Origin of the sequence: Bacillus sp. FJAT-27245 (genome assembly GCF_001273955.1) — a bacterium.
GTDB lineage: Bacteria > Bacillota > Bacilli > Bacillales > Cytobacillaceae > Bacillus_D.
Map to the genome: position 1 here is coordinate 2078839 of NZ_LIGI01000001.1, position 24068 is coordinate 2102906.

The window sequence follows — 24068 nt, forward strand, 5'->3', positions numbered from 1 at the left end:
GAATTAACTGATAATACGAACGGGAGTTTAGTTAAAGTAGCATATAACATTAGTATGGTAAAAAAGGGAGAATTCCTTAATGACTACTTCCACGATTAAAATCATTGCCTTAGTTGCAATGTTAATTGACCACATTGGTATCTTTATTCCGAATACACCAGAGTATTTTAGATGGATAGGACGCATCGCAGCACCTATTTTTATTTATTGTGTTGCCGTTGGATATAGGCATACATCAAATAAAAAGAAGTATCTATTACGTTTATATATTGCTAGTGTGATAATGGCATTAATCAATTTAATCCTAAAAGTAGTGCCAGGAACAGAATATACAGAGAACTATAATTTCTTTGCACCTTTATTTATAATAGGTATTCTTCTTTACGCAATTGAAAAAAAGAAGCTTACATTTTTTCTCCTTTGGCAGTTAATTAGTACAGCCCTCATTGTCTTCTTTACTGAATTCGTTGTTATTTATGGACTGAGGGATAAGTATTTTTTTGGAGCGATATTGGGGAATTCGTTATGTGTTGAAGGTGGCATTTTATTTATCTTGTTAGGGCTCGGGTTTTATTTCTTTCAAACCAAAAGACATTTATCAATGTACTATTTATTGTTTTCTGGGCTTATCTTCCTCATTGCGGTTAAGCGTGGCAGCATGATGGCAGTTCATAATAGGATTATTTTTAATTTTGTAGATTTTCAGTGGCTAATGCTATTAGCTCTACCCTTATTTTTGCTGTATAACGGAAAGAAAGGGTTTGGGTTAAAATACTTTTTCTATTTCTTCTATCCAATACATATCATCCTTCTTTATTTTATTGGAAAGAATATGCAATGATGTGCTGAAGTGTTTTAGCTTTTTGTTGAATTTCTTATTGGACATACGAGGCGTTTTATTTAATAACATTTGAAAATAAATTAGAAATAAATTACAATACTCATATACCTAGAATTTCTATATATTATATTTATCTAGGTATAATGATTTTTATAAGGGGATGGCAATGTGGTCAAAACACTGAAGGCAGGAGTCGCAATTTTATTAGTTACTTTTTTGTCCGCTTGTACACAATTTTTTAGTTCTCCTACTCCACTTGGACCAAGTAAAAACAGTATGGTAATCGATATAAAAAATAACACTAATTTTGATGTTTATGGACTTGAAGTATTTTTGTCGAATCATTCACCTATCGCTGCATCACAGACAACTGTGAATGGGAATGGTTCCAAAATAAAAAAAGGGGAATCAATTAGGTTTGAATTCTTTGAAGATGACTTTGCCTTAGATGGAAGCGCTGACATGAAGGTCGAGGTCCTGGTTGGTAAACCCAAAGGGAATAAAACAGAGAAAAAGGACATCACCCAAAAAGTTTCATTTGAATTAGAAAATAATAAAGAAGTGTTCTATGAGATTACTGGTGATTCTATAGAAAAAACTGAAATAAAGAGAGTAAAATAAAACTGATAATAAAAAAGGCTTAAAGTTAATAAGCCCTTTTTATTGTGAAATTTATGATATCTGCTTTGTGAATAGGTCTGTGATTTAACGTTTTGCACCTCACCAGTAAACCCGTTAATACGTGCATCGGCTGCTTTTTTTGTTGATAGCGAAACGTTTTAATCAATTATCACCTTATTGTGCAACGAAAGGCCTTTTAAGGAGCTGTGCTTTTTACCAACGTCATATATCCCACTTGCTTTTTGGGAGTAATGGCTGTGCCGCTATGATGGTCCCGTCCCCAAAATGAGTTCCTTGTTACATCCCAATAGGTGTCACTACCATAGATTCTAAATCCATACCATTCATGTATATATTCAACGACGCCGTCACATCTCATTGATGAAATTTCGCTAGGATCGACCCAAGTACCAGAACTTCCAGTGTCATAATACACTTGGTAAGCGACATTATAGGCTATATTTTCAGTTCTTAGATTTCTGCCCATTGAAACGAACAAATCACGTTCCGATGAAGTGGGTGCTCTATTGGGCCTGTAAACCCCTTTGAAATTATTTCCTTTCATGAAATTACTCCAACTATCCCAGCTCACAACACTGCCGGACCCAGGTGCGTGCAAAACCGGAAGAGACGTAGTGGTTCTATACGGATCATCCATCATACCAGCATGCCAATCGTAACCATAAAATACTCCATCCCGGTAAATCGCATACCCTTGGTAACCGGTAGCAGCTTCTGTACTAGTTGAAAACAATGGGGCAAACAGCGCCAATGTGAAAAGCAATACCGCAATTTTCTTAATGTGTTTCTTCATCTTATTCACCTCGCATTTTTTTTAGTTTTTATCGAGCCATTTCTCATTTCCTTTTACTCCTTGTTCTTTCATTAAAGTGATGGTGTCTTTCGCTTCCTGTTTCAATGGTGGATTGTTTACTGTTTTCACTGCGTTCTCAAGCGCGTCTGCCAAATCAACAATTGGATACAGCTTCATTGCTTCAACGACTACCTTAATATCCGATTCTGTTGGGTTTGTTTGCAGCATTTTCTTTAATGTAGCGAAGTTCTGGTCAATCGCAAATACCTTCAGCTCCCGGTCAACCGAGTTGCTTTCAATGATTTTTTTCATGGCTTTTTCACTTTGTAAATCAGATACAGCAAAAAAAGCTGAATCTTTCAGATAGCCATCGTCACTCGTTTCAATTAGTTTAAAGCTTAAGTTCAGGAATTCTTCTTCTGCCTTTAAGTCATTTTTCGGGGTAGGTGTTTGCTTTTTCAAATACTTTGCTGTGGATTTTAGTGCGGCGGAAACTTTATCTTTTGGGGCAACATCAAGGTTGGAAAGGATTTCACTCGCAATGGTGTAGGCTTCTTTTGCATTCGCATTGGTTAGCTGCTTTAAGCTATGGAAAGCGACAAGAGCATCATCCTTTGCGATTAATTCTTTTAAAAGAGGAACGTCCTTCCCCGAAAATTTCGCCCCAGCCACGATTTTTGTCTTTACCGTTTCGTTAATATCAGGACTTTTCAGAAGCTCTTTCAATTCTTCTGTAATTGGTTCCTTTTCATGTTTGTGAAGGTATAAGTCAACCATTGCCAGCCGGGTTTTATCTGCTTTCGTTTTGTCTTTAACGACTTTTAATAACTGTGAATCCTGGACTTTATTTTTCTTTTCAAAGAGGGCAGAAACGAAGGGCATTAATTTATCATCCGTTTCTTCTGTTGAAGCAATCGCATCAATTTCTTCAATGAGCTGTTCTGTCTCTAACGTTTGTAACTGAGATTCAACGCTTTCCTCATTCCTTCCCAAGTATTTTTGAAGAGCGTCACTTTTAGCAGCTGCCACACCAGACGATATGACAAGCGACAACGATGCAAAAAGCAATCCAATGATCTTGATTTTCCGATCCATCTTATCCTCACTCCTTTTGGAAAATTTGGGTTTGTCCCCATGTTCATATGAATATTGCGGTTAATGGAATAAATGCTTCGGAAAAGTTGGGAAAATCAATAGACGTCTTCCATTCAAAAACTCAATGACATAATTACGCGTTTCCCGGCATTAATGAGAAAAAAGGGAGTTGAGTATGTTGGAAGGGGAGGGGAAGTAATGACAGCTTTTACGATTTTAGGAGTGTTTATATTGGGGTTAGCCATTCTAATAATCGGATTTATTGCTAAAAAGAGATGGATTAAACTGTTGGCCATCATTCCACTTGTTGTTTCAGGTTGGCAATTCATTCGTTTATTCTTAATGAGTTGATAAAAATTAAGAGCTCTAACTCAAGCCCCACTGAAACGCATTATTTCAGTGCCGGAAGTGTTGACAGTCCGGAATATTAGTCTAAATTCTGAACAAATGAGTATTATTTTATTAGAGATAAGGAGGTGGGTTTGGTGAAACCAATTGGATTCTTAGGCGTTGGCCAGGCAGGTGGCAATATTGCTGAGGCGGCATCGGCCATGGGCTTTCCAACCGCACTTATCAATACGAACCAGCGTGACGGGCTCGTCAATACGAGGGTTGAAAACAAGTATTTTGTTCCAGGGTATAACGGGGCCGGACAGGATCGGTCGATCGGTGCCCGGGCAGTACACGATCATTACAGGGAGATCGTTGAATTTGTTGAAAAGTCATTCAAAAAAGTAAAGTTCCTGTTTGTGGCATTCTCCACTGACGGTGGGACCGGCTCGGGGATGAGCCCGCTCCTGATTGAAATCCTGCTGAACCAGCTGCCAAAGCTGAAGGTAGGAGCGATTGCTGTTGTGCCTGAACGGAATGTCCTTGCCGGCAACCGGATCAATGCAGCGGAATGCCTTGAGGAATTGTCCAAGATTGAAGGGATTTCGTCCACCTTCCTGGTCGACAATGACCAGTTGCGCCGGACCAATCCCCAATCCAGCAAGCAACAAATTTATCGGGCTTCAAACCACAAGGTTGTGGAAGCAATCAACCATGTCCTGCAAATAACCTTGAAAAGCTCCCTTTACGGGAACTTTGATGAGACTGACTTGATGAATATCCTTAGCACACGAGGTGTGACTGTCATTTCCACAAGCACGGTGACAGATGCCAAAACGACTGCGGAAGTATCCCTTAAAATCCAGCAATCATGGGCGAATTCGGTTTTCTGCCCGGTTGAATCGCCTGGCGTCATACGTGCCGGATTGATTTATGAAGGACCTGAGAATGTGTCAAAGCTGATTAACATCCCATCGATTTTCGAGAGGGTAGGGGAACCCCTTGAGCTGTACGAAGGAACCTATATTTCAGAAACAGACCCATCCATCACCACCATTCTCGCCGGACTGAGTTTCCCAACGCGCCGGCTTCAAGTGATGGAAGAAATGTTGACCAAAAACAGAGACCGGCTCCATGAGCTTGTCCAAAAGGAATACACACAAAGATATGAGTCCAAAATCAGCTGGGCATCCAATTTAAAAGCCAGAAACAACTACAGGCCAACACGGTCAGTCAATCAAAAACCGACAAAACCAAATAGCTAAATTAGACACTGGGTTTTCCCAATGTCTTTTTTTTGTGGGCTTTCTCGCAAGTACTGTTTATGCATTGAACCTGAGCTTATGGGGCAATCCTATTTTATGTTTCTAAAGCTCATGAACCAATGAATGTTGCGGCGCATATCGTGTATGTATTGAAAAGTATCCAATATAATCCTTCATGTCCTCTCCTCAAAGCTTTCCATCCATTTTTCCCTATCATTCACTCACCAAAAAATAGTATAATATCCTTTAAACAAACAAAATTCGATATATTTTGTAAATTTAGAAATATTTGAAAGAAAGTAGAAACCTATTAATAACTAATCCGTATAAAGAAAATACATATTATTTCAAAATCTTACATCAATGATTTTGGATATTCAACCGGTTGGTTTTTTGGATTTTTCCACATGCGGAAAAGTTGATATTATAAATAGTTTAGGGGGAGTGAAGGATGTCGAAAATTTGGAAATTGATTACGCTACTATTCGGGATAACCCTTGCTAATGTGATTCTTCTTTCCCCTGGTTTTCTGGGGGTAAGGATTGTTGGCGGAAGTGCTCTTGAGACATCCTTTGGGGTGACTGTGCTGTTTGTCAGTCTCATTATTATTCTTTTCAGTATTTATGGGGTCCTGTTCAAAAAGATTCCAGCCGTACATTTGAGGGAGCTAAAAACAAATGAGGATTATGTAAGAGCCCTTCAATCTTATCAAAATATTAAAGCATTAAGGGAAGATATTGTGTTCGCTTTAGGACAGGAGCTTCGCTTGAAAAAGAAAAAAGGCGGGCTGCTGACCCTTCTGGATGAACGATTCGACAAAACCGAATTAAGTTATCAAAAGTTCGCCAATGTCGTAGCCGAAGTAGAAAAGCTCTTTTATTTGAATATCCGCAACATCCTCAACAAAGTCAGTACGTTCGATGAAACAGAGTACGAAAGCGTGAGTGGAAAAAATACGAGCCGTTTCTCTAAAGAAATTCTTCAGGAAAAAAGGGAACTTTATAATGAATACCTTTCTTTTGTCAAAAATGCAGTGAATATTAACGAAGAGATTCTTTTGTATATCGATAAACTCGTCTTGGAAATTTCAAAGCTGAACACCATTGATATTGACGACATTGACAATATGGCTGCAATGCAGGAAATGGATGCATTGATCAAACAAACAAAACACTATAAATACTAGAAGGAGCACTGGCTGATGAATAAAGGTAAATTTCTGATCGTCTCACTAATTGCTGTTGTTGTATTTTTTGGGGTTGTCTATGCTGGCATCTCGCTTACTTCGAATCTAGGAAAATCTAAAAAACAGATTACGGCTGAAAATGCCGAAGCACAGCTGGATAAAATGTATTCCAAGATCGATGTGGCAAAAGGAAAGCCTGCCAAAGGGCAGATTGACTTAAATCCAGCTGATCTGGCTGAAGAACTGCCTGATATCAATAAGTTTCCTGTAACCGTCGAAAATTCAACCGAATCATTTGTTGAAATCTTCTCGTCGCCTGAAAAAACGGGCAAAGGGAATGATTCATGGCTAAACGAAGTAGGAAAAGACTACAACGCCGCAAAGTTCCAAGTGGATGGAAAGGTCGTCAGTGTGAAGATCCGAAGCATTGCCTCTGGTACAGCAACAGACTATATCAAATCAGGAAAATATGTTCCCGACGCCTTTACCCCTTCTAATGAGTTTTGGGGAGAGATGGTGAAAGATAGCGGGGTAACAGCTGAACTGATTTCAAAAAGGATGGTCGGCAACGTGCCTGGCCTTGTCATCAAGAAAAAGAAGCATGATCAGTTAGTTGACAAATATGGCTCGGTAAATGTGAAAACCGTTACGGATGCGATGGCGAAAAATGAATTTGCCATGGGTTATACCGATCCGTTCGCAAGTTCGACAGGCCTTAACCTTCTTTTGACCGCTTTAAACACCTTTGACAAATCCAACCTTCTGGGGGATAAAGCAGTACAGGGCTTTGAGCAATTCCAATCGAATGTGCCATTCACAGCATCTACGACATTGCAGATGAGGGAAGCGGCCAAATCGGGTGCGTTGGATGGATTCGTGCTTGAGTATCAAACATTCATTAATTCACCTGATTTGAAAGATTCATATATATTCACTCCGTTTGGCGTCCGCCATGACAGCCCATTGTATGCCATTGGCAATATCTCTGATGAGAAAAAGCAAATCATTCAACAATTTGCCCAATTCGCCCAGGAGAAAAAGTATCAAGAACTCGGCAAGAAAAATGGATTTAACGGCCTTGAATCTTACGCATCGGAAATGCAAACGGTTGACGGCGCCACTCTTTCGGCTGCTCAAAAGCTATGGAAAGAAAAGAAAAACGCCAATAAGCCGATTGTAGCAGTGTTTGTTGCAGATGTTTCTGGAAGCATGAATGGAGAACCAATGAACCGAATGAAAGAAAGCTTGCTTAAAGGCCAGAAATATCTTGGCAAAAACAACAGTATCGGATTGGTTACTTACTCTGATGACGTGACGATCAATTTGCCGATTGCTCCATTCGATACGAACCAGCAATCATACTTTGTCGGAGCTGTCGAAGGCCTGCAGGCAAACGGGGGAACCGCGACGTATGATGGGATTGTCGTCGCGATGAAATTGCTGAAGGATGAAATGAAGAAGAACCCTGATGTGACCCCTCTCATTTTCGTATTGAGCGACGGGGAAACGAATCGGGGACACTCATTGGACGAAATCCGCGGATTAATTCAGGCTTATAAGGTTCCAATCTATACAATCGGATATAACGCTAACCTCAAGGCTCTTCAGACCATTTCATCGATCAATGAAGCAGCGAGTATCAATGCTGATTCAGATGACGTCGTCTATAAGATTAAAAACCTGTTCAACGTACAATTGTAATTTTCACGCCAATTAAAAGCATGAGCCTGTAAAATACACTAAAACGGGGGATAATCTATGTCGTTTTCAATGACTGTTGCAAGTCCTGAAGAAGTAAAGGCCCTTATCGAAGAACAAGTCAAACCTGTTCCAGAGGAAATTTCAGAACTGCAAAAGGCAGCCAATCAGAATGTTTCCACGATTATGGGATTGGATGTCGAATCACTTGATCAGCGAAATGAAGTATTGAAAAGCATTGAAAGTTTCGGGTTAAACACGATGAAGGCTTCGTCCAACAAGAATTCACTTCTTCAAGTGTCGGTCGGGAACCTGGCGAAACAGGGCGATGAAGGCAGCCGGGTCGCAAAAGGGCTGTCTGAACTTCAAACCCAACTGAAGGACCTCGATCCAAGTGTGATCGATTTTGCAAAAACGGGCTTTCTTGGAAAACTGTTCAACCCACTTCGGGCCTACTTCCAAAAGTACGAAAAAGCGGACAGCGTCATTTCGGATATCGTCACAAGCCTTGAAAAAGGGAAAGTGACCTTGAAAAATGACAATACAACGCTTGAAATCGAACAGCAGGGACTTCGGGATTTGACGAAAATCCTTCGGAAGGAAATTGAACTGGGAACTTTGATGGATGAAGCGATCGAAGCTCAAATCGAACAGGCTAAAACAAGAGGTGAAGACCCGGATAAAATTCAATTCATCACCGAAGAATTGTTATTTCCGCTTCGTCAGCGAGTGATGGATTTGCAGCAAATGCTCACAGTTAACCAGCAAGGCATTATTGCATATGAAGTAGTCATCCGGAACAACAGGGAGTTGATCCGTGGGGTTGAACGTGCAAAAACCGTGACCATTTCTGCATTGAAAATTGCTGTTACCGTAGCAAGTGCTTTGTACAATCAGAAGATTGTCTTAAAAAAGATCGAAGCCCTTAACGCAACAACGAACGATTTGATTGCAGGAACTAGCAAAATGCTGAAAGTGCAAGGTGTGGAAATTCAAAAGCAGGCAATGGAATCAAGCGTTTCTGTTGAGACATTGAAAGTCGCGTTTGCTGATGTAATCGAGGCGATGGACTCAATCAGTACGTACAAACAGCAAGCATTGCCGAAAATGCGTGAAACCATCAACCAATTCAAAGAGTTGGCTGAAACAGGCGAAAAACAGATTCAGCGTCTCGAAAAAGGCAATGAAGTAAACCTCCTAAGTAATTAAAATTATAAGAAATAATAATTCCCCTCAGCTAAATTAATCGTTTCAATCTGATCCGGAACACATTGATCCTGCGTTGCTGAGATTCTCCAAAATGCGAATGATAAAAATATTAATGAAGTAAAGGAATTCCCAGCCTTGCCGCAATCAGAAGATTTTGCGTACTATGCGGAAAAATTCCCTTCCTGCTTCTTTTACATTGCTTGTACTCCAAAAGGGGTGGAGAAGCCTTATTTTAACCATAACCCTAAATTTGATATTGATGAAGAATCGCTGCTTGTCGCTGCCAAGGCAGTTGAACATGTTGTATGTAGCTTTAATGGGTTAGACTAGGAAAAATAGGTCTGGATAACCTTTTCCTCCTTGGGTAATAATGAGTTGTCGTTTTGTGACGAAAAGGTGAAATTTCAATCAGTGGAGGTTTGTTTCCCTCCACTGATTTTTAGTTACATCTATTACGGATAATATCGATGAAAGGAGGGGTACGCATTGACATGGGACATTCTAAATATCATTGGTACCCTTGCTTTCGCAATCAGTGGTGCCCTTATAGCCAGGGAAGAGGATTATGATATCCTTGGAATTTACGTTCTAGGATTTACGACTGCCTTCGGGGGAGGCCTTGTCCGAAACTTATTAATTGGAATTCCGATTGAAAACACGTGGATGCAAGGGAACTTATTTCAAATAGCCTTTTTCGCGATTACGCTTGTTTTTCTGTTGCCCAATAAATGGCTTGACCAAATTAAAAATTGGATTGTCTTGTTTGATGCGATTGGACTGGCAGCATTTGCTATTCAGGGGCAAATTATGCAGTTTCGATTGGCACGCCTTTCATTGCCGTCATTATCGCCTCGACGATTACCGGTGCTGGCGGAGGGATGATACGTGAAGTCTTTGCGGGCCGAAAGCCAATGATTTTTCATTCTGAAATTTATCATATTTGGAAGAAGACTCCATCTGATTTGTGTTACGGGGGCAGTCCGACAATTCAGGTGGAGATGAATTGCCGTCAGCCGCGGGCTGAAGCTGGTCCAAAAATTTTAGGCTAAAAGAGGAACAAACATTCGCTTTTCGTTCAACCAACTGCTATAATTATATATAGGGAAATATTCCTATTTTGGAAGAAAAGGAGGTGAATAAAATGGCTAAAAAGAAACCCGTCAAGGTATTACGTAAACGAAAGAAAACCGAAACAATTCAACGGTTAACTCAAAAACAGAATATCGGACGAACCAGTCTTACTGCCAAGGAATTCCGTCTCCTTCGACGCATGACCCATAGTTCAAAAGCATTGCGAAATGTTGGATTATATACAATAAAACAATGTTACTTAAACCAAAACAGGATGGCGACGGTAAAAGAAGTAGACGCTGCCATGCAGGCTGATGTGAATTATTGGGGTATTCAATCGAACTCCGTTCAGGCTATTCGAAGGACTTTGTATGCGGAAGTAAAAAGCTTTTTCGAGGCGTTTAAAAAGTGGAAGGAAAACCCTGAGAAATTCACTGGCCGCCCTAAATTCCCGAACTACTCCCGTTCCACAGAAAAGCGTGTAATCGAAATCTATCAAGTCCCTAAGGTGGATAAAAACGGGTATTGGGTGATTCCGATGAACAATGAATTCAGAAAACGTTACGGTTCGATCAAGATTCGTATGCCAAAAAACTTGTTACACAAGAAAATCTCCTACATTGAAATTGTGCCCAAGCAAAAAGGTCGGTTCTTTGAGGTGCATTACACGTATGAAGTGCAAATCGCTCAAATGAAAAGACAACCAACGACCACTGTACGTGCTTTGAGTTGCGATTTAGGTGTAGACCGATTGGTAAGTTGTGCAACAAATCATGGCGAAACTTTTCTAATAGATGGCAAGGAGCTAAAGTCCATCAACCAATATTTCAACAAAAAGATAAGCAATCTGCAGCAAAAAAATATCGGAAACGGGATTTCAAAACGGGTTGTGACGAACCAAATCGCGGAACTCTGGAACAAACGGGAACATCAAATCAGCGGATACTTCTCACAAACTGTCGGCCTGTTATTCAAAAAGGTGAAAGAATTGAATATCGATACGATTGTCGTCGGGTATAATGCCGGTTGGAAACAGGAATGTGATATGGGGAAAAGAAACAACCAGACGTTTGTACAAATTCCATTCAAAAAGTTGATTTCTGCCATCGAAAACAAATGTATGAAAGAGGGCATCCGGTTCAAGAAGCAGGAAGAAAGCTATACGTCCAAAGCCAGCTTCTTGGATAAAGATAGGATTCCTGTTTGGTCGGAAAATGATAAATCCTCCTACACATTCAGTGGCAGACGCCTTACTCGTGGACTGTATCGTTCCAAAGCTGGCCACTGTATCCATGCAGACATCAATGGTGCGCTGAATACGTTGAGGAAATCGGAAGTTGCAGAATTTCACGAAACTATCAAAGTGAAAACTCCAACTGTGTTAAACGTACGAAAACGTAAAGCTGTTGCTTAGTGCATGGCTTAGTGGGTGTGTCAGCCATCCAGGGTATCGGGCGCATTAGTGCCGGGGCTTGTAGTACATAGTTCGCAAGGCTATGACTTCTCCGTATCCATTCGGAGAACCTTAACTCACAGCAGGGAGGGTGCAAGTGGGAAAACAATCGTCCATTGCCAGTACCGACCTAAAAATTACTTGGGGTGTCACCGAAACGTGACATGAATTCTAGAGCGTCACTCTGTCTAGTGGTAGACGAAAAGACCTAGAGTTCAAACTCAAGCCCCCACTGAAACGCATTATCTCAGTGGGGGTGGTTGACGCTTTATGGGCGGCGCTTGCTGGTTTCGCAATCGGTTTAGGATTGGTACGCGGGCCTTACATGACAGCGATCCTGTTGATTCTTATTGTATTCTTAAGGATTTTTTCCGTCCGTTTTAAGTGGAATTTTGCCCCACAATATTCCTTATGAGAATAAGAGGAATTTGGGTGGTTGAGTCAAAGAAAATACCGGGCACTCGTCTTTAGTAAAGACGAGTGCTTTTTAGTACATATTAATAGAAACAGGTTAACAAATAACAAAATAAAATTGACCGACAAAATTACATGTCGGTCTTTACAAGTCAAAAATTCTTAATCCCTCATTGCTCCTGCTTCACGGGATGTCATTGATCCTTGGCCCGCGTTTACATCTTGCTGTATATCCTGTTTCACTTTCCCGGGGTTGGTGCCAGAAGATTTTATAACATTGTTTCTGTTTTGCTGTTGATTCTGCTTCATTGATGCAATACCTCCTCTAAATTCGGTTACCCATTAGTATTCGCAAAATCGTACATTGTATGTCCCTGGTCTTCTTCTTAAAATAGGGGAGTTGAAACGGCTGAACGCCGAATCAGGATTTTCTTTTAACGAGGTAAAGGACTGGAAAAAGCTAGCTGGAATGGCACAGTGAAGTTTAGCGATACTGATGTCGAGAAAGTAAAAAATAAAATACATTAAGGTAGTAAGGAATAAATCTATGAGGAAACCCCCTTTCGGATTAGATGCTGATCCGGAATGGGGTTTTTCTTTTAAAAGGGCCTGTTATAAATTGGGTATATCTTTAGGGAAGGTTACCCAATTGTATTGTTCCTCTATTCAATATTGATTATCTCCTCGTAAAGCCTTTCCCTACAACTGTTTCTTTGTCCAAATCAACAAAAACCGTAAGTTTTCCCAAAGAATCCGTCTCAGTATGATTAAAAGTAACAGAATAAACTTGGGTTTTGTCATACGCCTTATCAATGTAAGATTTGTTTTCATCACTAACTGTTATTTTCTCTACGATTGAATCTTTCGGGCTTACAGGAATTAAGTCTTGTTCTTCCTCAGTAAGACTATTGAATGCGATCATTTCAATTGGTAATTTTCCTTTGGGTTTAATTAAATTGCAACCCACCATAGTTGAAAGTAAAACAATTATCATTGGAATAAGCACTAATTTTTTCAATACAATCTATCTCCTTTCCATATGTGACGAACATACTTTATATTAGTTTCTTTTTATTTTTCTATTATTTATGAATTCATCTTTCCCAATTCTCATGATGTATTCCTCTCCATCATCAGTCCTTATTGTCTTTACATATTTGAATCCAACTTTTTCATATGTTTTTATCGCGATTACATTATCTGGTTCAGGCCCTAATATACAACTAACTGCACCACTTAAAGAAAATACAATCTCTTTTAAGAATTTGCGAATGATGTATTTGCCTAATCCTTTATGTATGAACTCATCTTCGCCAATAAATAGATCCAGACCTGATGCATTTTCATCTATTGCTACCTGTTTTTCATAATCAGGGTAGTCGTTTATTTTATAAGTTTGTATATAGCCAATAGGTTTATTTTCGTATGAAAAGATATAACTCTGTGTAGGCTTTTCATTGTTTATGTAAGGCAAATACTTTTCTTTGACATCTTCAATGGTCATTTGCTTTTTGCCATACCACTTGGCAGCGAAGCCATTATTTAACCATTTATGCATGATATCCAAGTCTTTACTATTCAGCTTTCTAAAGTTTAATAGTTCTATATCAAAGCCCATGGACAATACCTCCATATTAAGTTGGAAAATTGACTTTATTAAACCTTCCAGTACCTAGTCAAAGAATAATTCTTGCTGTATCGCTAGGACCGTATCCCTGATTTTATTCTAGCCCTATTGCGGGCAAGGTTTTCCTTATTATACCACCCGCCGCTAACTTCACTGTATGCATAACTCAATTTCACTTTTATGAAGGTTCTTCATCCACAAAAGTGGTTTAACGAATGTGTTGATTTCCGCTACAGGCAGACGCTTTCAGCTGGGCGACAAAGCCACTGCTAAAAGTTTATTTCTATCTATATAGCAAATTCCCGGTTGACTATTGATAATTAGTTGCCGAAAGTGTCAGTATACGGAATAGGTAAGGCGCTTTATCGTGAGAGAAGGTTTGTTTGCTCCTGGCTCATCATAAAAAAGTCGTAGTTGTTTTATTTCACAACTGCGACTTTTTATTTTCCTCCTCTAGAGAGCGAATTCATGGTTTTTGACAACTATATTTCCTTCGATGAAAGAGGGAAGATAAACTGAATTCCCGTTTGTTCTTTTGCAGGATTATTAAATCTTATAGGCTTATATAGGCCACCCAAACAAGTATAGATAACCCCTTGGAGTCCGAGGGAGGCATCCAACTTTTACTTCAACCAATTAATTGGGCGGATAAACATCCAATTTGGCGGAGGTTATTGATGCAAATCATCAATTTGTATATTTTTGCTTAGCATTCTAAAGATTTTTAATGCTAATTGGAGTTGCAGAAGTTCATCCGGGTTTTTTAAATCACTACCTAATATCTCTTTAATCTTTTCAATCCGGTATATCATGGTATTTCGGTGCACATACATCGCTTTAGCCGTTTCGCTTAAGTTGAGATTATTGTTGAAAAAGTTTTCTAATGTGACAATGTAGGTTGTATCATGTGTACGGTCATGTTCATAAAGCGTGCCAAGGCTTTTAAGGAAAAACCCTTTTAATTCCAAATCCTTGATGTTGGAATCCAAGAAATAATAGACTGAGTGATCCTCAAAATGGGAGATGCCGCCTTTATTATCAAGCTTTTTCATAAGCCTGATTGATTCATTCGCTTCTGAAAAACTTTTGTGAAGTGAATGAATAGTATCGTATTGACTGCCGATCCCAACCAAGAACGTTGTTTGCGGCACATGCTTAGTAAGGATTTCGAAAAGGTCCTGTCCGTATTTTTTCGTTTCATGCACGGAAATAGGCGGCCTGTTTTCGTGCTGGCCTATTAAAATGATGATCCGATTATTTCTGTGGAAACAAGTAATCTCCCCAAAAACCAAGTTAGAATGCTCATACACAATCTCCACACATTTCCGCGCTTTGTTTTCCAAATTCACTTTTCTCGTGATGAAATCCTTGCCATCATTAGGCTCTAGCGATTCAATATTCACTACCATACAAAAATACTTATAATGAAAATTTAATCCATGTAATTCGCTTAATGTCTGTATCGATTCACTTGAAGTTATTTTTCCGGTTAATAAATCATCAAAGAAGTCCTGCCTGATTTTCAACTTTACTTCTTCAATTTCCCTTGCCTTAATTCTATCAAGTGCCATGATGGTGGACACCTGCTCCAAAATAATATAATCAAATTCAGTGAGTTCACGAATCGTTTCCCAAACGACAATATAGCCGTAAAGATGATTGGCTACCGCGACAGGAAGAATTCGGCACTTAATTTCCATGCCTTCCAGGTGATAAATACGTTTTATTGATCTTTTCATCTTGCTGATATTGTCCGGAATCCCCTCAAGGAAAGAATTGTTGAAGACCTTCCGATTCTTCACTAAATCAAGGCAATAAGCTAACGGAACCTTGTTATCCCGGTGTTCCGTGAAATGTAACAGCTTCCAATCCCGATCGACTAAAACAATTGGATTCCCTATCGTTTCTGCTAATAATGAAGAAATTCTTTCAATTCCTCCACCTTCAAGAGTAATTCTAAAAAACAGATTATGCATATCCAGGGTTTTTCGATTCAACAAATCATATCTTCCGGAAGCTTTTTCATTAATAATTGAAATAACCCTTGAGAGAGTATATTCAAATGGTAATTCAATAAGAGGGAATCCAAGCCTATTCGCCTCATCAATCATATTCTGCGGGAGCTTTTGGAAGTAACGTTTCATTTTAACAATTAATCCCGCACAATTCACTTCTGATAATTCTTTAATAATTTGATTCTGTAAATCTTTATTATCTTTAAAAATATACCCTGTCGATAAAAGTAATTCATTTGGAGAGAGCCAGTCAAATGACTCAGGGTTTTCAATGATATTCACAATTGAAATTTCATTATTAATTCCCTTATCCCCCGCAACAATTTTTATTCCATCGATTGCCTCAATCTCAAACAATTCTTTAACGGTTAACAATTTTCTCACTTCCTATTCAAAACTTGCTCACATATCATTGTGCATGTTGCCTAAATAAAATCCAAGCTTTTTGGATTTGTTACACAATGCTATCTTAATGCATCCCATCTAAAATAGCAGTTGTAAGGCAAATCGTTCAACAATTTATTTAGAAGATTTCTTATGAAATGTGCAAGATTAACAAGGAAAACTTTAAATATTGGAGGGAGATTTATTTAAGAAAGTGACACGAATGAGAAATGCACGATCTGGTGATCTTGGGTTTATCAAGCTAATTCAAGCTTCAAAGTTTAGCGGGTTTGTACATAGCACTTTTCATCGGACGGTAAATATTAAATGCCTTGAAAATGAAGAACTTTATACAATTGCATGCAGCCAAATAGACAATGGACCCAATACGCTTGTGATTGAAGAGGAACGATTGAATGATATCTATTTAGCCATCAATGCCCCTGTAAATGCTGAAAATGAAAGGTTAACGATTGGCAATCAACTCGTTGTCTCGATTGAACAGGCAAGCTTGTGGGAAAGTTCATTACCTGATTTCCCTGCCAACCTCGAGAAATTATTTCAAAATATGTCGAAAATGAAAAAGTATATTGACCTTCATGGCAAGGGTGGGGGAGTCCAAAAAAGAGTTCAGCCACAAAGCCCTTTTGAAGCGGAATTATCCAAAATGCTAGAGGAAAGGATATTCATCCTTTACGAAGCGATATTGAAAAAAGAATTCTCCAAGGCAACGGCGAGCGCGATTCGATTAATAGGTCTGGGACCCGGTTTAACACCGTCGGGGGATGACTTTCTGGTAGGGCTATTTACCGCCATGAATATTCCCAATAGTCCGATTTTTGAAAATCGAGAACTAGCCGGTCAAGTGGTACGGGACGCCAAATCCCTAACAAATGATATCAGCTTTATGGCTCTTAAAAAAGCATCACAAGGCCATGTCCGAGAATCAATCAACCATTTAGTAAAGTCTATTTTCACTGGTGGAGATGAGGAGTTAATTCTCTCTTTAAATAAAGTTTTATCCATCGGCTCTACTTCCGGAACAGATATCGCATTAGGTATTTACTACGGTTTAGAAGCCAATAGAAAAATAGGAGGCCAAGCATGACTATAAAAGTATTAATCAAACCAAACACATATTTTGATTCCGTTTCATTAATGTCCTTATCAACGAAGGCTAATCAAGTTGAAGGCATTGACCAAGCAATCATCGCAATGGGAACGGAAATGAATAAAGAAGTAATCCGTAACGTTGGATTAATGACGCCGGAGGTTGAGGAAGCAAAAACAAGTGACCTGATGATTGTCGTAAAGGCAGAAACGGATGAACTATGCGAAAGCGCTTTCGTGGAAATTGATGATTTACTTACGAAAAAAGAACCATCAACAAGCGGAAAAGGAGAAGTAAAATATTCAACGATTTCATCAGCTGCAATGAATATTCCAGAGGCGAATTTTGCTCTCATTTCAGTTAATGGGGCTTATGCAGCCAGGGAAGCGAAAAAGGCACTCGACAATGGCCTTCACGTTATGCTTTTCAGCGACAACGTAAGCATTGAAGAAGAAATCGAGCTAAAGAAGCTTGCACATGATAAAGGACTTCTGATGATGGGGCCGGACTGTGGAACGGCAATAATCAACAATGTTGGGTTGGCATTTGCCAATACGGTAAGAAAGGGAAGCATTGGTATTGTTGGCGCATCTGGAACAGGCAGCCAGGAAGTGAGTGTACGCATTCATGAGTTTGGCGGAGGAATCTCCCAATTAATCGGCACTGGAGGCCGTGACTTAAGCGAGGAAGTTGGCGGATTGATGATGCTTGATGGTATTCGGGCTTTGGAAGCCGACGAAGCAACCAAGGCCATCGTTTTAGTATCAAAGCCGCCTGCACCAAGCGTCGAAGACAAAATTTGTGAACAAATCAAACAATGCTCGAAGCCGGTGGTTGTGTGGTTTATTGGCGGGAACGAAGAAAAGGTCACACAAGCGGGCGGCCATTTTGCAAAAATGTCCAAAGAGGCGGCGCTAAAGGCTGTTTTATTAACAGGAGCCGATGAAAGCAAGATTAATAAAAAAGCATTGAACATTCCATTGATTAATGAAGTTCGCGCTAAGTTAACACCTGAACAAAAATACATTCGCGGATTATTCTGCGGTGGAACGTTATGTGACGAAGCCATGTACGCTGCAATGGAAAAGTTTGATAACGTCTATAGCAACATTCAAAAGAACCCGGATTATCTCTTAAAGGATCTAACTGTCAGCCAGGAGCATACCTTCATTGACTTTGGTGATGATGAATTTACAAAGGGAAAGCCACATCCGATGATTGATCCATCTACCAGGATAGAACGATTTAAGCAGGAAGCGAAGGATCCGTCTGTTGGCGTAATCGTGATGGATTTTGTTTTAGGTTTTGGTGCAAATGAAGATCCAGTTGGCGTGATGGTTCCACACATTATCGAAGCAAAACAACAAGCAGAACAAGAAGGAAGGCACTTGGAAATTCTCGGTTACATTCTTGGAACCGAATTGGACCAACAAAACTATCAGGAACAAATTGATAAATTAATAGCTTCAGGGGCAACTCATGCATCGAGTAGCCAAAACGCCGGATTATTAGCTCGAGAATTCGTAGTGAAAGGAGAATAATCGTGAGTAAAATTAATGAACTTTTTCAATCTGACCTTAATGTAATTAACGTTGGAATCGAATTTTTCAAAGACGATATTTTAAAACAAAAAGCAAATGCAACCCATCTGGAATGGCAACCGCCTGGCGGAGGGAAACCGGAAATCATTGCAGCATTGGATAAGCTTGAAAATCCGTCTGTTACGGAAAAAATTGAGGAAGCCAATCGACTTGCAGTTGAGAGAATTGTAAAATCCCAGCCAGTATTAATTGGGTTTGACCAGGCGATTAATTGTGTTCCAGGCATGACAAAAACGACTATTCTTCATGCGGGCCCGCCAATTGCATTTGAAGATATGAGTGGCCCAATGAAAGGTGCAGTAACAGGAGCGCTGGTTTTCGAAGGATTGGCCAAAGATATCGAGGATGCTTTCAAAGTCGCGGCATCAGGAGAAATTACATTCGCTCCATGCCATGAGCATAACTGCGTTGGTTCCATGGCTGGGGTTACTTCAGCCTCCATGTACATGCATATCGTTGAAAATAAAACGTATGGAAACATCGCCTATACAAACTTAAGTGAGCAGTTATCAAAGATTTTACGAATGGGTGCCAATGACGAGAGCGTCATCAATCGTTTGGTCTGGATGAGGGATGTATTTGGCCCAATTCTGAAAGCAGCGATGGAACTACATCCAACAGGAATTGATCTACGCCTCATGCTTGCACAAGCTCTTCACATGGGAGATGAGTGCCATAACCGGAATGTTGCCGGAACAACTCTGTTAATCCAGGCAATGACTCCTTACATCATACAAACGGATTTTACAACGGAGCAAAAGCGTGAAGTATTTGAATTCGTAGCAAGCAGCGATTACTTCTCGGGTCCAACCTGGATGGCTATGGCCAAATGTGCCCTTGATGCTGCACATGGAATTCCAAATAGTACAGTTGTGACGACAATGGCACGTAATGGCGTAGAATTCGGCATTCGCGTGAGTGGAATGGCTGGCAGTACCTGGTTTACTGGCCCGGCACAAAAGGTTGTTGGACCTATGTTTGCAGGTTACAAACCGGAGGATTCCGGATTGGATATCGGCGACAGTGCGATTACAGAAACATATGGTTTTGGCGGATTTGCAATGGCCACCGCTCCCGCAATCGTTTCGCTTGTAGGTGGAACGGTTGATGAAGCAATCGGCTTTTCAACACAAATGAAAGAAATAACAACCACAGAAAATCCAAATGTAACAATTCCGTTATTGAACTTCATGGGTCTTCCAACTGGAATCGATGTTCGAAAGGTTCTTCAAACAGGCATTAAGCCGGTTATCAATACGGCCATTGCACACAAGGAACCAGGAATTGGCATGATCGGTGCCGGTATTACGTATCCGCCAGTTGAAGCGTTTGAAAAAGCATTGCTTGCTTTAAGCGAAAACATTCATTAGGTTTTAAAAAACATATAGGGAAGTTGAACGATACTGGACTTCCCTAGAGTGTTTTAAAATGGAATCCCCAAAAAATAAAGGGTGTGATGAACATGGAGCACAAATTAAAATTATGGATGAAAGGTGACTGGGCAGCTTATTTCGGTCTCCTTGCCAACAACTTGACTAATCTTTTGACAATGATCTCTTTATTGATATTTGTTGTTGGCTTTCCAAAAGAATTGGTATATGGAAAGATTGTTCCAAGTTTCGGATTGGCTATTTTTGTCGCAAGTTGCTGTTACTTTTTGTTTGGACGGATGCTTGCAAAAGAAACAGGAAGATTGGATGTAACGGCATTGCCGTCCGGACCTAGTGCCCCGTCCATTTTCACGGTTACGTTTTTAGTTATTCTACCTGTGTATAAAACAACTGGTGATGCTTATTTTGCTTATGGAATCGCGTTAGTCTGGTGTCTGTTTGAAGCAGCGATCCTGATTGCAGGTGCATTTTTAGGAGATTTACTTCGTAAAGTTATTCCTAAAACAGTTTTATTATCATGTTTATCTGGTCTAGGTTTATTATTACTTGCAATGAACCCAATGTTACAATCCTTTGAAAAACCATTAGTAGCATTTATCGTTTTAATTATCATCTTCTTAAACTGGTTTGGGAAATCACCAATATTCGCAAAAATCCCAACTGGTTTCCTACTATTATTTGCAGGTACAGCACTAGCCTGGATTTTTGGCCTACAAGACCCAGCAGCAATCTCAGCTGCTCTTGCTAACTTAGGTTTTAATCCTCCTACTGTCCAAATTGGTACGATGTTAGATGGTATTCAGCATTCACTTCCATATTTAGCTTCTGCTGTGCCTCTAGGACTTGCAAATTATATTTTTGACTTAGAAAACATTGAGAGTGCGGATGCCGCCGGAGACTCATATAAAACCCGCCGAGTTATGTTAGCGAATGGATTTGCCTCTTCACTTGGTGCTTTGTTGGGTAACCCGTATCCTGTGACTGTTTATATTGGACATGCAGGATGGAAAGCAATGGGGGCAGGGCTTGGTTATACGCTCGCAACAGGGGTTTCAATGTTAATTATTTCTTTATTAGGAATTGGCGGCTTATTATTGGCAGTCATTCCTGTTACAGCAATTGTACCGATTCTGGTTTACGTAGGGGTTGTTACAGCTAACCAAGTGGTTCGTGAGACACCTAGACCTGAAGTGCCGGTTATCTTTATTGCAATGTTCCCTTGGATTGCCAACTGGGCTTTATCACTTGCCAATAACGTCTTATCCGCTGCGGGAACGGCGGCAAAAGATATTGGTATCGATGTATTGTCTGCCAAAGGGGTATATTATAACGGTTTAGTTCATTTAGGTAGCGGAGCGCCAATTAGTAGTTTAATGTGGGGATGTTTGACAATATTCTCAATTCGCAATAATGCAATTGGTGGAGCTATTACAGCTGTTATTGCTGCTATACTATCTCTTTTTGGCATCATACACTCGCCGACCGTGCAATTTGCAGCCGAACCGTTAATGCCGTTTGTATATGCCTACCTAATGATAGCGGCTTTGTTCGTCTACAAACATATTGCTGAACGCAACAAACCTAAGGTAGAGGAAGCTGCTTAAATTATCTCGAAAAAATCCCTTCGTCCACGCATCGTCGAGGGCGAAGGGATTTTTAGTGACTTTCTTTAGTTCAAATTAAGAAAAAAGGAGAGAAAGTAGATGGAACAACAATCCTTGAACCAAGAACTTATTCTTGCCAGTGAACAGGGTAATGTAGGGGCAGTCAATCAGCTTTTAAAAGATGGTGCTAGCGTCGAATATAAAGATGCTGACGGCCGTACGGCACTAATGGCAGCGACACAAAAAAATCAAATCGAGATCGCTAAGGTGCTGTTAGATGCTGGAAGTGATGTGAACACGAGAGACATTACTCTATTGACACCATTTATTTGTTCTGGTGCAAACGGTTTTCACGAAATTTTAACCCTGATGTTGGACTACGGAGCTGATCTTAAGAGTGTGAATAGGTTCGGGGGGACAGCTTTACTGCCTTCGAGTGAAAAAGGATACCTAAAAACAGTTCAACGATGTTTAGACGCCGGAATTCCGGTCAACCACGCCAATGATTTAGGATGGTCTGCGTTACTGGAAGCGGTTATTTTAGGAAATGGCGGACGCTTGTATTCCGACCTAATTGGATTGCTAGTAGAAGCAGGAGCGGATGTTAACTTGCCAGACCGGGACGGGAAGTCTTCGCTACAGCATGCAATTGAACTAAAGCAAGAGAAGGTCGTGCAAATTTTAAAAAAAGAATTTGTTGAAGACAATGAAACAATCAAGCAGGCAAAAACGTTGGCACATGCTGATCAATATGAGGAAGCCATCGGGTTAATCAATCAAGCTCTTGAAAGTGATCCGGAAAACCTTGATTTACTTTACTATAAAGGCCATTTCCTCCAGGAATTAAAGAGATATGAAGAAGCGCTGGAACAGTATCAAAAGGCATTGGCCATCGATTCGAATGACCTGGATTTCTATTTTTACACAGCCAATTGCCTGCGTTTAATGAAAAAGCCCGAGGAAGCTTTGGCAGAATACGATAAAGCGGTTGCTTTAGATCCGAATGAAACATTCTATTTATATCATAAATCAAACTATTTAAGAGAGCTTGGAAGACATGAGGAGGCTGTACGGGCAATGAATCAATTATTGGAATTGCAGCCAAACCGTTATGATTTCTCATTCCATAAAGCTAATAGCTTGAGATCTTTAGGAAGGCATGAAGAAGCGGTCGAGGCCATTGAGAATGCAATAAAAAATGACCCAACCAATCCTTTATATCATACTCATAAGCAAAAATCGCTGGAGTTACTGGGGAAATAAAGCCTGGAAACAACGGATTAACTAGGAGGTTCAAAAGTGGGGAAAGTAGCTATTGTTGCTATCGGGGGCAACTCATTAGTAAAGGAAAATGGCCGTGATTCCGTTCATGATCAATATGAAGCCGTAGTTGAAACGGCAGCCAATATCGCCGATTTGGTGGAGCAAGGCTATAATGTTGTCGTTACACACGGGAACGGGCCACAAGTAGGTTTTGGGCTAAGAAGGTCTGAAATTGCCAATGAGGTTGCTGGCATGCCTGAAGTTCCGTTAGTGAACTGTGGCGCTGATACCCAAGGGGGGATTGGCTATCAAATCCAACAAGCTTTAACAAATGAATTTGCCCAAAGAGGTATTAAGAAGAATGTTGCCACAATTGTTACCCAAGTTGAAGTGAGCAAGGAAGACCCCAATTTTAAAAATCCAACGAAGCCTGTTGGTTCATTCTTTACCCTAGCGCCAACTGAAGAAATGAAAAAGAATCATCCGGATTGGCTATTCGTAGAAGATTCCGGCCGTGGCTACAGGCGTGTTGTGCCTTCACCAAAGCCGATGGATATTGTTGAAAAAGAAGCCATCAAAACCTTGATTCAAGCTGGCTTTGTCGTAATTGCTGTCGGTGGCGGCGGAATCCCGGTCATTAAAACAGATCAAGGCACGTATCAAGGAATCGACGCAGTCATTGATAAAGATCTTGCAACCAGTCTATTAGCTGAACAAATCCATGCAGAAACTTTAATTATTACTACTGGAGTTTCCAGGGTATGTATTAATTTTGGCAAACCAAATCAATTCGCACTTGAAAAGATAACTGTGGAAGAAACAAAACAATATGTTGCGGACGGCCACTTCCCGGCAGGAAGCATGCTGCCAAAAATAGAAGCAAGTTTAAGGTTCTTAGAGAAAGATGGGGTTAGAGTCATTATTACAAATCCTGAAAGCTTAAAAGATGCGATTAATGAGAAAGCCGGTACTCATATCATTAAGTGATAGGTGGATGTTTGTCCGTGGCTTATTATAAAAAAAAGTCGTAGTTGTTCTATTTCACAACTACGACTTTTTTATTTTCCTCCTCTAG

General features: G+C 40.1%; 22 protein-coding genes and 1 pseudogene. 17 read left to right on the plus strand and 6 right to left on the minus strand.

All coding sequences use genetic code 11. The annotated features are described in order from the left end of the window. The first annotated feature begins 79 nt into the window (after window positions 1–79). Both ADU24_RS10065 and ADU24_RS10070 read left to right on the plus strand, forming a co-directional pair. Window positions 80–841 carry a TraX family protein gene (locus tag ADU24_RS10065; RefSeq protein ID WP_053366502.1) on the plus strand — a complete coding sequence of 254 codons (762 nt, stop codon included), beginning with the start codon at window positions 80–82 and terminating at the stop codon, window positions 839–841. 168 nt (window positions 842–1009) lie between these two features. After that, the gene (locus ADU24_RS10070; protein WP_053366503.1) at window positions 1010–1462 is read left to right on the plus strand and encodes a hypothetical protein; all 453 of its coding nucleotides are present in this window, start codon (window positions 1010–1012) and stop codon (window positions 1460–1462) included. Between the two features lie 196 nt (window positions 1463–1658). Here ADU24_RS10070 and ADU24_RS10075 read toward each other — a convergent pair whose 3' ends face one another. Then, window positions 1659–2276 (minus strand): hypothetical protein, encoded by a 618-nt coding sequence (locus ADU24_RS10075; RefSeq protein ID WP_053366504.1) that lies wholly within the window; start codon window positions 2274–2276, stop codon window positions 1659–1661. Between the two features lie 21 nt (window positions 2277–2297). Continuing rightward, complete coding sequence (locus ADU24_RS10080) at window positions 2298–3371, minus strand: hypothetical protein (protein WP_053366505.1); 1074 nt, start codon at window positions 3369–3371, stop codon at window positions 2298–2300. 198 nt (window positions 3372–3569) lie between these two features. On the opposite strand from ADU24_RS10080, the gene ADU24_RS23315 reads away from it, so the two are divergent. The 9 genes and pseudogenes from ADU24_RS23315 (at window position 3570) to ADU24_RS10115 (ending at window position 11544) form a co-directional block, all read left to right on the plus strand. Continuing rightward, window positions 3570–3722, plus strand: a complete 153-nt coding sequence (locus ADU24_RS23315) for a hypothetical protein (RefSeq protein ID WP_197277496.1) — start codon at window positions 3570–3572, stop codon at window positions 3720–3722. 134 nt (window positions 3723–3856) lie between these two features. Next, on the plus strand, window positions 3857–4966 hold the full coding sequence (locus ADU24_RS10085) for a tubulin-like doman-containing protein (protein WP_053366506.1): 1110 nt from the start codon (window positions 3857–3859) through the stop codon (window positions 4964–4966). Between the two features lie 451 nt (window positions 4967–5417). Further along, window positions 5418–6152: a hypothetical protein gene (locus ADU24_RS10090; protein ID WP_053366507.1), complete on the plus strand. Its 735-nt coding sequence runs from the start codon at window positions 5418–5420 to the stop codon at window positions 6150–6152. A 12-nt stretch (window positions 6153–6164) separates the two neighbouring features. Then, window positions 6165–7853 carry a VWA domain-containing protein gene (locus ADU24_RS10095; protein ID WP_082306873.1) on the plus strand — a complete coding sequence of 563 codons (1689 nt, stop codon included), beginning with the start codon at window positions 6165–6167 and terminating at the stop codon, window positions 7851–7853. Window positions 7854–7910: 57 nt separating this feature from the next. After that, window positions 7911–9059 (plus strand): toxic anion resistance protein, encoded by a 1149-nt coding sequence (locus tag ADU24_RS10100; protein ID WP_053366509.1) that lies wholly within the window; start codon window positions 7911–7913, stop codon window positions 9057–9059. Between the two features lie 72 nt (window positions 9060–9131). Next, window positions 9132–9389, plus strand: a pseudogene (locus tag ADU24_RS10105) (amidohydrolase); the annotation flags it as partial. Window positions 9390–9545: 156 nt separating this feature from the next. Then, entirely contained in the window at window positions 9546–9941 is a 396-nt protein-coding gene (locus ADU24_RS10110; protein WP_053366511.1) for a trimeric intracellular cation channel family protein, read from the plus strand. Further along, the gene (locus ADU24_RS23535; RefSeq protein WP_231689687.1) at window positions 9893–10108 is read left to right on the plus strand and encodes a TRIC cation channel family protein; all 216 of its coding nucleotides are present in this window, start codon (window positions 9893–9895) and stop codon (window positions 10106–10108) included. Before ADU24_RS10110 ends, ADU24_RS23535 begins: the two co-directional genes overlap by 49 nt. Before the next feature lie 92 nt (window positions 10109–10200). Beyond that, the gene (locus ADU24_RS10115; protein ID WP_053366512.1) at window positions 10201–11544 is read left to right on the plus strand and encodes an RNA-guided endonuclease TnpB family protein; all 1344 of its coding nucleotides are present in this window, start codon (window positions 10201–10203) and stop codon (window positions 11542–11544) included. A 615-nt stretch (window positions 11545–12159) separates the two neighbouring features. Here the strand turns inward: ADU24_RS10115 and ADU24_RS23320 are convergent. The 4 genes from ADU24_RS23320 to ADU24_RS10130 form a co-directional block, all read right to left on the minus strand. Then, window positions 12160–12306 (minus strand): hypothetical protein, encoded by a 147-nt coding sequence (locus ADU24_RS23320; RefSeq protein ID WP_197277497.1) that lies wholly within the window; start codon window positions 12304–12306, stop codon window positions 12160–12162. A gap of 367 nt (window positions 12307–12673) precedes the next feature. Further along, window positions 12674–13015, minus strand: coding sequence for a hypothetical protein (locus tag ADU24_RS10120; protein ID WP_053366513.1), 342 nt, complete (start codon window positions 13013–13015; stop codon window positions 12674–12676). A 42-nt stretch (window positions 13016–13057) separates the two neighbouring features. Beyond that, window positions 13058–13615 (minus strand): GNAT family N-acetyltransferase, encoded by a 558-nt coding sequence (locus ADU24_RS10125; RefSeq protein WP_053366514.1) that lies wholly within the window; start codon window positions 13613–13615, stop codon window positions 13058–13060. Window positions 13616–14295: 680 nt separating this feature from the next. Further along, window positions 14296–16014, minus strand: coding sequence for a PucR family transcriptional regulator (locus ADU24_RS10130; protein ID WP_053366515.1), 1719 nt, complete (start codon window positions 16012–16014; stop codon window positions 14296–14298). A gap of 232 nt (window positions 16015–16246) precedes the next feature. Here ADU24_RS10130 and ADU24_RS10135 point away from each other — a divergent pair, with 232 nt between their 5' ends. The 6 genes from ADU24_RS10135 (at window position 16247) to arcC (ending at window position 23980) form a co-directional block, all read left to right on the plus strand. Then, a complete protein-coding gene (locus tag ADU24_RS10135) occupies window positions 16247–17131 on the plus strand; it encodes a DUF2877 domain-containing protein (protein ID WP_053368878.1) in 885 nt (294 codons plus the stop codon). After that, window positions 17128–18675: an acyl-CoA synthetase FdrA gene (fdrA, locus tag ADU24_RS10140; RefSeq protein ID WP_053366516.1), complete on the plus strand. Its 1548-nt coding sequence runs from the start codon at window positions 17128–17130 to the stop codon at window positions 18673–18675. Before ADU24_RS10135 ends, fdrA begins: the two co-directional genes overlap by 4 nt. A 2-nt stretch (window positions 18676–18677) precedes the next feature. Beyond that, the gene (locus tag ADU24_RS10145) at window positions 18678–20105 is read left to right on the plus strand and encodes a DUF1116 domain-containing protein (RefSeq protein WP_053366517.1); all 1428 of its coding nucleotides are present in this window, start codon (window positions 18678–18680) and stop codon (window positions 20103–20105) included. 92 nt (window positions 20106–20197) lie between these two features. Beyond that, window positions 20198–21730, plus strand: a complete 1533-nt coding sequence (locus tag ADU24_RS23540) for a hypothetical protein (protein WP_053366518.1) — start codon at window positions 20198–20200, stop codon at window positions 21728–21730. 99 nt (window positions 21731–21829) lie between these two features. After that, the gene (locus tag ADU24_RS10155) at window positions 21830–22993 is read left to right on the plus strand and encodes a tetratricopeptide repeat protein (RefSeq protein WP_053366519.1); all 1164 of its coding nucleotides are present in this window, start codon (window positions 21830–21832) and stop codon (window positions 22991–22993) included. A 36-nt stretch (window positions 22994–23029) separates the two neighbouring features. Next, window positions 23030–23980: a carbamate kinase gene (arcC, locus tag ADU24_RS10160; protein WP_053366520.1), complete on the plus strand. Its 951-nt coding sequence runs from the start codon at window positions 23030–23032 to the stop codon at window positions 23978–23980. Window positions 23981–24068 lie beyond the last annotated feature (88 nt).

What these genes read in the sequence shown, in the direction of transcription:
- fdrA (WP_053366516.1), top strand. Translation starts at nt 17,128, where the DNA reads ATGACTATAAAAGTATTAATCAAACCAAACACATATTTTGATTCCGTT.
- ADU24_RS10075 (WP_053366504.1), bottom strand. Translation starts at nt 2,276, where the DNA reads ATGAAGAAACACATTAAGAAAATTGCGGTATTGCTTTTCACATTGGCG.
- ADU24_RS10080 (WP_053366505.1), bottom strand. Translation starts at nt 3,371, where the DNA reads ATGGATCGGAAAATCAAGATCATTGGATTGCTTTTTGCATCGTTGTCG.
- ADU24_RS10155 (WP_053366519.1), top strand. Translation starts at nt 21,830, where the DNA reads ATGGAACAACAATCCTTGAACCAAGAACTTATTCTTGCCAGTGAACAG.
- ADU24_RS10125 (WP_053366514.1), bottom strand. Translation starts at nt 13,615, where the DNA reads ATGGGCTTTGATATAGAACTATTAAACTTTAGAAAGCTGAATAGTAAA.
- ADU24_RS10135 (WP_053368878.1), top strand. Translation starts at nt 16,247, where the DNA reads ATGAGAAATGCACGATCTGGTGATCTTGGGTTTATCAAGCTAATTCAA.
- ADU24_RS10065 (WP_053366502.1), top strand. Translation starts at nt 80, where the DNA reads ATGACTACTTCCACGATTAAAATCATTGCCTTAGTTGCAATGTTAATT.
- ADU24_RS10090 (WP_053366507.1), top strand. Translation starts at nt 5,418, where the DNA reads ATGTCGAAAATTTGGAAATTGATTACGCTACTATTCGGGATAACCCTT.
- ADU24_RS10115 (WP_053366512.1), top strand. Translation starts at nt 10,201, where the DNA reads ATGGCTAAAAAGAAACCCGTCAAGGTATTACGTAAACGAAAGAAAACC.
- ADU24_RS23540 (WP_053366518.1), top strand. Translation starts at nt 20,198, where the DNA reads ATGGAGCACAAATTAAAATTATGGATGAAAGGTGACTGGGCAGCTTAT.
- ADU24_RS23315 (WP_197277496.1), top strand. Translation starts at nt 3,570, where the DNA reads ATGACAGCTTTTACGATTTTAGGAGTGTTTATATTGGGGTTAGCCATT.
- ADU24_RS10100 (WP_053366509.1), top strand. Translation starts at nt 7,911, where the DNA reads ATGTCGTTTTCAATGACTGTTGCAAGTCCTGAAGAAGTAAAGGCCCTT.
- ADU24_RS23320 (WP_197277497.1), bottom strand. Translation starts at nt 12,306, where the DNA reads ATGAAGCAGAATCAACAGCAAAACAGAAACAATGTTATAAAATCTTCT.